At 67.2% G+C, this 10,109-nt stretch carries 11 protein-coding genes; 2 read left to right on the top strand and 9 right to left on the bottom strand.

Annotated elements, in window-relative coordinates:
* The 6 genes from BRX37_RS25160 to BRX37_RS25135 form a co-directional block, all read right to left on the bottom strand.
* The coding region (locus tag BRX37_RS25160; RefSeq protein WP_125990163.1) for a DNA-packaging protein at window positions 1-1,253 on the bottom strand (1,253 nt) is incomplete at its 3' end.
* Window positions 1,254-1,440: 187 nt separating this feature from the next.
* Entirely contained in the window at window positions 1,441-2,757 is a 1,317-nt protein-coding gene (locus BRX37_RS25155) for a M28 family peptidase (RefSeq protein WP_125990161.1), read from the bottom strand.
* A gap of 55 nt (window positions 2,758-2,812) precedes the next feature.
* Entirely contained in the window at window positions 2,813-3,028 is a 216-nt protein-coding gene (locus tag BRX37_RS25150; protein ID WP_125990159.1) for a hypothetical protein, read from the bottom strand.
* Complete coding sequence (locus tag BRX37_RS25145; protein ID WP_125990157.1) at window positions 3,025-3,594, bottom strand: hypothetical protein; 570 nt, start codon at window positions 3,592-3,594, stop codon at window positions 3,025-3,027. The genes BRX37_RS25150 and BRX37_RS25145 overlap by 4 nt, the downstream gene beginning before the upstream one ends.
* Window positions 3,595-3,621: 27 nt before the next feature.
* A complete protein-coding gene (locus BRX37_RS25140) occupies window positions 3,622-3,960 on the bottom strand; it encodes a hypothetical protein (protein WP_125990155.1) in 339 nt (112 codons plus the stop codon).
* A gap of 410 nt (window positions 3,961-4,370) precedes the next feature.
* A complete protein-coding gene (locus tag BRX37_RS25135) occupies window positions 4,371-4,568 on the bottom strand; it encodes a hypothetical protein (protein WP_097384118.1) in 198 nt (65 codons plus the stop codon).
* Between the two features lie 770 nt (window positions 4,569-5,338).
* Between BRX37_RS25135 and BRX37_RS25130 the strand changes: the two genes are divergently transcribed.
* Complete coding sequence (locus BRX37_RS25130) at window positions 5,339-5,530, top strand: hypothetical protein (RefSeq protein ID WP_125990153.1); 192 nt, start codon at window positions 5,339-5,341, stop codon at window positions 5,528-5,530.
* A 72-nt stretch (window positions 5,531-5,602) separates the two neighbouring features.
* Here the strand turns inward: BRX37_RS25130 and BRX37_RS25125 are convergent, their stop codons facing one another.
* A complete protein-coding gene (locus BRX37_RS25125; RefSeq protein ID WP_125990151.1) occupies window positions 5,603-6,148 on the bottom strand; it encodes a hypothetical protein in 546 nt (181 codons plus the stop codon).
* A 518-nt stretch (window positions 6,149-6,666) separates the two neighbouring features.
* A complete protein-coding gene (locus tag BRX37_RS25120) occupies window positions 6,667-7,308 on the bottom strand; it encodes a glutathione S-transferase family protein (RefSeq protein ID WP_125990149.1) in 642 nt (213 codons plus the stop codon).
* 181 nt (window positions 7,309-7,489) lie between these two features.
* Between BRX37_RS25120 and BRX37_RS25115 the strand changes: the two genes are divergently transcribed.
* Entirely contained in the window at window positions 7,490-9,289 is a 1,800-nt protein-coding gene (locus BRX37_RS25115; protein ID WP_318276940.1) for an FAD-dependent oxidoreductase, read from the top strand.
* Window positions 9,290-9,405: 116 nt separating this feature from the next.
* Here BRX37_RS25115 and BRX37_RS25110 read toward each other — a convergent pair whose 3' ends face one another.
* Window positions 9,406-9,630: a hypothetical protein gene (locus BRX37_RS25110; RefSeq protein WP_004207829.1), complete on the bottom strand. Its 225-nt coding sequence runs from the start codon at window positions 9,628-9,630 to the stop codon at window positions 9,406-9,408.
* Between the last annotated feature and the right edge of the window lie 479 nt (window positions 9,631-10,109).

Genomic DNA, 10,109 nt, shown 5'->3' with positions numbered 1-10,109 from the left:
CCCCAGACCAGCGCATCCGCCCGGTCCGGCGAACGCCCCGGACCCACATAACCGCCCCCCACCAGCAGCCCGCACATCTGGTCCTCCAGCTCGGGGAAAGCCCCGCGATGCGCCACCCGCCCGGCCTCATAGAGCGCGGCCACCGGCTCGGCCCGCGCCGCCTTGCCCCGGCTGGCATGGACCAGTCGCAGCGGCAGCGTCTCCTGCGCCGCGCGCAGCACGCTCGCCACCATGTCGCCGCCATTATTGGCCTCAGCCACCACCCGGTCGGCGCCATGGCCCTGCGCCGCCTGCGCCACCGCCCGCGCCCAGCCTTCGGGCGAACAGCCCGCCACGCTCGCGTCCGCGATCACATAGCCGCGCCCGTCCCCGCCGAGGGCGACCACGACGATGCCGCGCGCATCGCCGCCAGCCGTCGCCGGCGGATCGACCGCCACCACCACCCGCGCCAGCGCGCCCGGCACATGCCGCACCCGGCAAGCCTCCAGCGCCGCGCGGGTCCACAGCGCCCCTTCCGCCTCCTCGATCAGTTCGCCATCCAGTTCCTGCCGCCCCAGCCGCGTGCCACCATAAAGCCGCGTCACATCATCGACGAAGCCCGCCGCCAGATGCGCTGCATTGTCCGCCGTCCGCCCCCGCGTCAGCACCACATCGGCGCCATCTCTTGCCACCAGCGCCCGCACCAGCGGCACCGGGCGCGGCGTCGTCGTCGCCACCACGCGCGGATCATGCCCCAGCCGCATCGCCATCATCATATTGTCCCAGGCCGCCTGCCCGCCCGGCCATTTGCCGATCTCGTCGGCCCAGCCATGGCTGAACTGCGGCCCGCGCAGGCTTTCGGGCTCGGCCGCGCCGAACAGCCGCGCCTGCGCGCCATTGGGCCAGGTCAGCGTGCGCAGCGCCGGGGCATAGGCCGGCCTTGCCCACCAGGGCGCCACCGCCAGCAGGCCGCTCACCCCCTCCACCATCACGCTGCGCGCCTCGCCTAGGGTCGCGCCGACCAGCGCGATCCGCGCCTCGGGATCGCGCTCGGCGATGGCGCGCACCCATTCCGCCCCGGCCCGCGTCTTGCCGAAACCGCGCCCCGCCATCATCAGCCAGATGCGCCAGTCGCCCGCCGGCGCCAGTTGCGCCGGCCGCGCCAGGAAGTCCCAGTCCTGCCCCAGCCGCTCGGCGGCATCGTCGCTCAGCCAGCGCCCCAGTTCGGGCCAGGCCGCCGCCTGCTCGACCCAGTCGCAATCGGCCATCTGCATCCCCGCCCCCTCCGCTTCTTCGTCATTCCCGCGAAGGCGGGAATCCATCTCCCGACCATGCCTCACGCAGGAGCCGGCATTATGCAGCCGCCCGTCCCCCAAACAGCGCGCAACAAAAAAGGCCGCCCGCAGGCGGCCTTCTCCAAAAATCTCCGCGCCTCCGCGCCTCCGCCCGAACCACCAAATCCTATTTACGCGGCGCCATCCCGCCGAAGGTCACCAGGCTCTCGGCCCCGTCCTTGGCCACCGCCGCGACGCCGATGAAATGATCGTCGACCACGATGTCCTTCAGCACCGTCTGCGTCGCGCCGGTCACGACCCGGCTGTCGCTCCAGTCCTGCTTGTCGGCGCGCCGCCAATAGACCTTGTAAGCCGTAGCCCCCGGCACCGCGTCCCAGAACACCCGCGTGTCCATCGACAACGCGCCATCGAGCGACACCGTCGCCGGCGCCGCGGGCGCATCGGCCAGTCGCCGCAAGGTCGCGACATTGAGCGCCGTCACCTTCGCCAGATAGGGAAAGTCCATGCCGTCGACCGTATCGCCATAGACCCGGCCATTTTCGGTGCGCAGGTCCTGATGCTGCCGGTCATAATTCTCGATCCCCACCGAAAAGCGCACCGCCGGAAAGCCCAGGTCCAGGAAGGGCGAATGGTCGCCGCCGCGCCCGAACCGGTCGAACCGCCGCACCGCCAGCACTTCCAGCCCGATCTTCGGGTCCGCCTGCGCAATGCCGTCGATCGCCTTGGCCAGCGCCCGCGACGGGCCGTCATCCTCGCCGCCGATCGCCCGGCGCGTCAGGTTTGCCTTGGCATCGTCCCCCGCGCGAATTCCTTCGGAGAACACCCGCACGCGATCGGCAACCACTTGCCCATTCTGGCCTACTGTATTGCCGACAATATCATTGTTCAGCATCGCCCGCACATGCCAGCCGCGCGCCTTGGCCGTGCTGGCAAGCAGCTTGCCGCCCCACAATCCCTGCTCCTCGCCCGACAGCAGCGCATAGACGATCGTGCCGTTGAATTTCTGCCCGGCCAGCACCCGCGCCGCCTCGATCACCAGCGCCGTGCCCGACGCATTGTCATTGGCGCCCGGCGCATCGCTGCTGATGTTCATGACATCGGTCACGCGGCTATCGATATGCCCGGCGACGATCACCACCTCGTTCGGATCACCGCTGCCCTTCTGGATCGCCAGCACATCGACCACCTCGACGCCATCGGGCGCGCGCGGCCCGGTGAAGCGATCCGCCACCGTCTCGACGGTCAGACAGCCGCCACAGCCCTTGCCAATCTTCTCGAACTCGGCCTTGCCCCAGGCCCGCGCCGCGCCGATCCCGCGCTTGGGGTCGGTCGCACTCGACAGCGTATGACGCGTGCCGAAACTGACCAGCCTCTCCACCGTCGCCTTCAACCGCGCCGCATCGGGCGCGGCGGGCACAGCCGGCGCGGCCAGCACTGGGGTTGCAAGGGCCGAAGCGGCGGCGAGCAGGATGATCTTCTTCATGGGGCCAGTGTCTTACCCGCCTGCACCGCCCTGTAAAGCGGTGCGGCCCAACCAATCAGCGCGCCCCGTTTTCTTCCCGCCCGCGCGAAACCATCACCGCCATCACCGCCATCAGCGGCAGCACCAGCATCGGCAGCGCCGCCATCGCCTTCGCCACCCACGGATAGGCCGTCAGCCATCCCATCATCAACGCGACCAGCGCCGATCCGCTCCAAAACAAGGCCGCGCACAAGGCCAGGCTCGCCAGGACGATCCCGATCCGCACCGTCATTCTTCCACCACCCGCTGCGCCGCGATCACCGCCGGATCGCTGTCGATCGCGTGCAGATAGGCGGTGCGTTCGGCCGTCCCGCGCTTCAGCTTCGCCAGCCCGCGCGCCTGGTCCGGCGTCAGCATGATCCGCACATAGCCGCGCTCGACCAGGCACTGGTCCAGCGCCGCCTGCAATTGCGCGCGCACGTCGCTGCGCGTCATCGCCTGATATTTCGCGCCGAAATTCGCCGTCCGACGCGCCACATTGGCGTCGTCATGATGCATGCCGATATTCGCCGCCGCCATCAGCGGGCTGGCATCGCTATCGCCGCCATAGGTCCGCAGGATCATCGCCAGGTCGACCATGCTCAGCGCATCCAGCGCCTGCGCCGTCTCCGGTCGCACCGTCACCGCCCTGTCCCGCGTCGCCTCCGCGCAGGCCCCTGCATCGTCGGCATAGTCGGCCAGCGACACGCCCGCCTTGGCCCAGCTTGTCGGCGGCGCGGCGCGCGCGCCAGCGGCCAGCATCATCACCATCGGCGCCACCAGCATCAGCGCCATCCTGCTCCGGGTCACACGCCGCATCCTCGCCTCCTCAGCCCCAATGCCCGTTCAGTGCCGCGCCTTCGCCCAGCGCCCGATCATCCAGATATGCAGGGCATGGATCGCCACCATGCCCGCCGCGATCGCCAGCAGCACCGGGATCACCAGCCCCTCCTGCCCGGCGCGCGGCGGCACCCACAAAGCCATCGCGCCAATGACCAGGATCAGCATCGTCCCCAGCACCGGCGTGAAGGCCAGCGCCACGGCCCGCGGCGCATGCCAACTCACCGCTCCGGTCAGCGTCCATTGCATCGGCAGCCGGTCGATCGCCCGGAACCGCCGATCGGCGCGCACCGACAGCGCGATCATCGCCCCCACCGCCGCCAACAGGATCAGCCCAACCAGCATCGCCCGATCTCCAAAGCCCGATCTCCAAAACCGCGCCCCGATCCTACCAGAAGAACCGCGCACCAGCAAAAGCCTGCCGCGCAAAGGGCGGGCCTCGACGATCTCCCGCCCTTGCTTCGCTACGCCCGCAATGACGATGTCGGGCTTTGGCGGCTAACGACCAGATGCGGCCATCGTCACCCCGGCCCCTTCGACAGGCTCAGGACAGGCTTGCGCCGGGGCCCGCTTCTTTATCTGTTTCACAGAAAAGCGGGATGCCGGGCCAAGCCCGGCATGACGGATGTGGGTAGGGCGACTTGCGACCATTTCTTGCCATTCCCATCCCTTGTTGATCTGCCAAAAAGCAGACACTCTTGCCCAGAACCGCCGGGTGGGTAACCAGGCGGTGAACTCATACATCGCGTTTTGAACTAGAGGCCTTTATAGAATGCGCGGCCGCCGATGACGGCAGCGATCCACAGGCTGATGCCGACGAGGCCTTTTACAATGCCCCAGACCGATTGGGCGTGAGCATTGAATAGGAGTATTCCTCCAATGATCGCTGCAAGTCCCACCAATGCAAACACCGACTTTGCAGCGATCAGGTCATCGTTGAATGGTTCTGCCATGCAGGCAGGTTTATCGCATTTCCATTGTCGGGCCTACAGACGGGTTTCAATGATCAAGGAAAGCTGATTCAACACGGCGAAGCTGCCGGGCAAGAAACGACCAGAAGCGGTTGTAAATTCCTCCCCTGCAAGGGGAGGGGGACCACGAAGTGGTGGAGGGGTGTTACGCTATCGAGAGGGGGATACCCCTCCGTCTGGCCTACGGCCAGTTCAAGGGAGACACGGGTCTCCCTTGAACTCCCCATGCAGGGGAGGATGGTCTGAAAACGACCAGAAGCTGACGTTTCCTACTCCCCTCCCTTCCAGGGAGGGGCCGGGGGTGGGTGCGCCGCGTAGCGGCGGTCTACGGTCGATAGGGCAGAAGCTCGCTGCGCTCGCAACCCACCCCAACCCCTCCCTGGAAGGGAGGGGCTATGTCTTGTTTCCACCCATTCCCGCCCTTCCTTCTTTCTCCTCCGCGATCTTCGCGGCTCCGCGTGAAAAATGAATCACGCGGAGCCGCGAAGAGCGCGGAGAAAGAGGTATGAAGAACTGCCAAAACAATCTGCCGCTTAGCCACCCAACTCCGCCACCCCAGCGAAGGCTGGCGCCTCAGGCGGCGGCAGAAAGAGGCCTACTCTTCCAGCAAGAAACAATCTCCTGCCGCCATGCACCCGGCACGATTGTCGCCCGGCAATCCACCATCGCTCAACCACTCGCTTCATCGCCAAAAACGCTCCGCTCACCTTAATGTCGTCGACCTGCCGCATCGATGACCTAAGCGCCTTGATATGAAGTATCGTCTTGATTTGCCACGCAATCGCGCGGTTGCCGACACCGATCAGCGGTCGCTCTATGAAGTCTGGGACACGGTCGAGCGCTATGATCGCCGCGCACCGGCGCCCACGCCCGACCATCTGCTCATGGATCAACCGGCCGCGCCGACGACACTTCCAATGGCAGCGGACGAGCCGGCCAGCTGACCGCGGCCGCCCGATCCACGGGCGATCGGCGCGGCCGTTCGCGCATTGTCGCGCGACCTTCTCGCCTCCCCCTTACGTCCCCGCCGCCGCGCGGCGCCGGCGTATCTCTGCCAGCACCCGCTCGACGCTGGCGATCGCTGCGGGGCTGCCCGGTCCGGTCGCATCGCCCCGCGCCGCCCGGCGCGCCGCGACCTGGGCGGCATGCAGCTTCAGCAATTGCAGCCCCAGCGACGGATTGGGCGCGCGCTTGACCTTGCGGGTCTTCACCGCGCCCTCGCCATCCTCGATGATTTCCTCGCTCTCGCAGCCATGCAGCGCCAGCCGGATCAGCATCGCCTCGATCTCGCCATAGCCCTGCTCGATCGCCGCATCCCAGTCGCGCGCGAACTCCGCGTCGCGCTGCTTCAGGCCATAGGCCGCCTGCCGGCTCTTTCCCACGGTCCGCGCCGCCTCGCTGACATTGCAGGTCTCGGCCAGCTCCGCCAGGAACAGGGCCCGATCGCCCTGCGCCCAGCCATCCCTGCGCACCTGTCGCAATTGCGTCCGCACCCCGTCGCCGGCCGCCTGCCGCTGCGCCACCCGCTCCGGCCGCCCGGCCACTTCCTTTCGCGCCGCCATCGCCCTCTCCCCCGATTGTCCCGAACCATCGCCCCGCCGCGCGACCTCGCGCCGCACGCCGCCATCGGCAGCAGCCCCGCGCCACCGCGCCGTGCAATAGCTCCCCCGCACACCGCCCCGCCAGCTTCAGCCCCGCACGCTCGCCCAACGCAAAAGGGGCCGGCCCAATCGGACCAGCCCCTTTCGCCTCACCTGAAGGCAATATCTGTCAGCATCGCATCGCGGCGCCGGCATCCCAAAAGCCCCGCACCGTCACGCACCAGCCCTCAAGGACCGACTGCAAATCCCGACCTGGAAGACCCAGCCCCAAGGCACAGCCCCAAGGCACAGCCCCAAGGCACAGCCCCAAGGCACAGCCCCAAGGCACAGCCCGAAAAGCCGCCCTCGAAGCCCCCGCCTTCCACAGCGCAGCCGATCCATCGCACCACCACCGACCGATGCTGGCGAATCGCAATTATCGACGTTCCTCTTCCCTGCCCGATCAGCGTGACGATGTCAAGCAGAATGTTCCATATGGGTTACACCACCTTCTCCAGCATCCGCGCCTCCAGCGCCATCGCCGCGGCAAAGCTCGGCCGCGCCCGCAATCCGTCGAGCCAGGCCTTCACCCTGGGCCAGCGCCCGTCCTTCAACCCGCTGCTGCAATAGCAGACATTGATCAGCGGACAGGCGACGGCAATGTCGGCCAAAGTGAAGCGATCCTCCACCAGCCAGCCGCTCTCGGGCAGAACCGCCTCCAGATAATCATAGATGCCCGGCATTTTCTCCGCCTCTGCCCGGTCGGCACGGGCCGGGTCATGCGGCATGTCGAGCAGCTTGCCGACCACCCGGTTGAAGAAGATGTCGACACCCACCGGCTGGGCGATGGTATCGGCAAATTCCTCATACCATATCGTCCGCGCCCGCGCCTTCGCCTCGGCCGGGATCAGGTTCGGCTCGGGATGCAGCGCATCCATATAGGTTATGATCGCGGTCGAATCGCTGATCGCGAAATCGCCATCGACCAGGGCCGGGATCTTGCCGAAAGGGGACGCCCGCTCGAACTCCGCCCCGCCCTTGCCGAACCCGGCCGGCCGCACCTCGACCGCGATCCCCTTTTCCGCTGCAAAGACAATGACCTTGCGCACAAAGGGCGACGGCCGCGCGCCATAGATGATCATGCACCCACTCCTGCTTTTCTGGTGGTGGAGCGCCGATCCTGCCAGACCAGTCGCATATTACAACTGTCCACTTCTGTCCTGCCCGGCCCTGACCGCGCAATCCATTAGGTGTTCGACCGGAATTTCCACGCCCCCGCAAATCGGAAAGCCTTTGCAGGGGCAATCCGGGATGGGGGCGGTCATGGACAGACGCGCGTTTCTGGCGACGATGGCGGGCGCAGCGGGTGCAGCCGGCCTGGTCAGCTGCCATCAGGCCAGCGGCAAGCCGGCCGCCCTCATCCATCCGCGCCGCACCGCGCTTGCCGGGGAAGCCTGGGCCGATGCCGATGTCGTCGTCTATGGCGCCACCCCCGCCGGCGTCATCGCCGCGGTCAGCGCCGCCAATCTGGGCGCGTCGGCGGTGCTGATCGGCGGCTGGCGCGAAATCCAGCCCGGCGGCATGCTGGCCGGCGGGCTCAGCTGGACCGACATACGCGATATCGATGCGGTCGGTGGCTATGCCCGCACCACCATGGCCACACTGGCGGCGGCGGGCGGCATGCCGGGCAATCGCTACGCCTTCGACCCGGCCGTTGCTGCCCCCTATTTCCGCGACCTGCTCGACGCCGCCGGGGTGCCGGTCCTCTGGTCGGACGGGGTCGAGACCGTCGACCGGACCGATCGCGCCATCCGCGAGATCATCACCCGCTCGGGCGTCCGCGCCCATGGCCGCATCTTCATCGACGCCTCCTATGAAGGCGACCTGATGGCCCGCGCCGGCATCGGCACCAGGGTCGGGCGCGAAGCCGCCGACCGGGCCAATCCCTATAATGGCTATCGCGGGTCACGCTATGAGCTGCTGACCCGCACCGATCCGCCGCAAAAGGACAATATCCTGCCGATCGACCCTTTCTTCGACCAGCCGTCGGGCCGTCTGATCGCCGGGGTCGATCCCGCGCCGAACCGGCCGGTCGGCGCTGCCGACGATGGCGTGCAGGCCTATTGCTTCCGCCTGACCATGACCGATCGGCCCGAACTGCGGCTCGACCTGCCCGCCACCGCGCCCGATGGCTATCGCGAGGCCGACTATGAACTGCTGTTCCGCGATTTCGACCGACGCCGGCGCGCCGGCCAGCTCTATGGCCGCGACTGGCATTTCGCCCGCGATCTGGTGAAGGCGGACGAGGTCGCGCCGGGCATCTATGACATCAACAATCGCGGCACCATGTCGCTCGACGCGGTCGGCCTCAACCGCGCCTATCCGGCGGCCGACTATGATGCGCGCGAACGCATATGGAAGGCGCATGAAAATTATATTCGCGGCTGGTTCCACGCCATGGCCCATGGCCGCGATCCCCGCATTCCCGCCGGGCTGCAACGCGATGTGCGCAACTGGGGCCTGGTGCGCGGCCGCCACACCGATTGCCATCCCGCCGACACGCCCGGCTGGTCGCCCCAGCTCTATGTGCGCGAGGCGCGGCGGCTGGACAATGGCCTTGCCTGGTCGGGCCGGGACGTGTCGGATATCGATGGTGTGCCCCCGCGCCTCCCCTCGATCGTCGCCATGGCCTCCTACTGGCAGGACAGCCACGCCGCCAGCCGCATCGCGGTCCGGGACGAACGGGGGCAATGGGGCATCGTCAATGAAGGCCATTTCATGCTGCCCGCCGGCGGCAAATATCAACGCTCGCCGCTGCCCTTCGAACTGATGGTGCCGCATCGCGACCAGTGCACCAACCTCATGGTGCCCTTCTGCGTCGCGGCGACCCACCAGGCCTTTTCCACCATCCGCATGGAGCCGACCTCGATGGCGCTGGGCGAAGCGGCCGGCACCGCCGCCGCCCTGGCCGTGATCGACCGCGACCGGGTCGATATCCAGGATGTCGACACCTATCGGCTGCAACAGATGATCGTCGCCAATGGCGGCGTGATCCAGGGCGTGACCAATTGGGAATTGCTGCAGAGGAAGCTGAAGCATCGCCTCGACCGCCTGCGCGGCTGACGCGCCTCCGGAACAGGCGCCCATCCGGCACAGGCCGCCCGTCAGCGCAACGATGATCCGAACGCGCGACGCACGATGCGGACCACAATCACAGCACCAAAATCACAGCACCAAAATCACAGGGCCATATCCATGCCCAGCATCCGCGCCAGCATGAAGGTGAGGGACAGGAGGCCCACCAGCGCCAGCAGCAGGGCCAGGCTGATCTTGCCGACCGCGCTCAGCACCGCCCCCTTCTGCGCCTTCCTGTCCTGCTCATAATGCCATCGGACGGCAAAGAACATGCCCGCCCCCAGCACGACGACCTTGAACAGGATGAAAACAACAGGAAACCAGTCCATGATCTTGAACACTTCCCGGCCAACAAGAAACCATGTTCATCAGGATTGCCGCGACGGCAATCGAACGCCCCCTCTTATGTCGGGAACAGGGGGATGACCATGGGACATTATGCCCGCCCCGGACAGGCTCCGGCCATGCACTGCCATCGGCTTGGTCGATCGCCGCTCAGAAAAGCTGCCCTCGCCGTTCCGTCATCCCGCACTTGATCCGGGATGACGCCCATGGAGATTGGCAGGTTTCGACCAGAAGCGGCTGTTTCCTACTCCCCTCCCTTCCAGGGAGGGGCCGGGGGTGGGTGCGCCGCGTAGCGGCGGTCTACGGTCGATAGGGCAGAAGCTCGCTGCGCTCGCAACCCACCCCAACCCCTCCCTGGAAGGGAGGGGCTATGCCTTGTTTCCACCCATTCCCGCCCTTCCTTCTTTCTCCTCCGCGATCTTCGCGGCTCCGCGTGAAAAATGAATCACGCGGAGCCGCGAAG

Origin of the sequence: Sphingomonas sp. S-NIH.Pt3_0716, from assembly GCF_003950715.1 — a bacterium.
GTDB classification, from domain to species: Bacteria; Pseudomonadota; Alphaproteobacteria; order Sphingomonadales; family Sphingomonadaceae; genus Sphingobium; species Sphingobium yanoikuyae_A.
The sequence above is the reverse complement of the archived record's forward strand: the minus strand, read 5'-3'. Positions and strand labels throughout refer to the sequence as shown.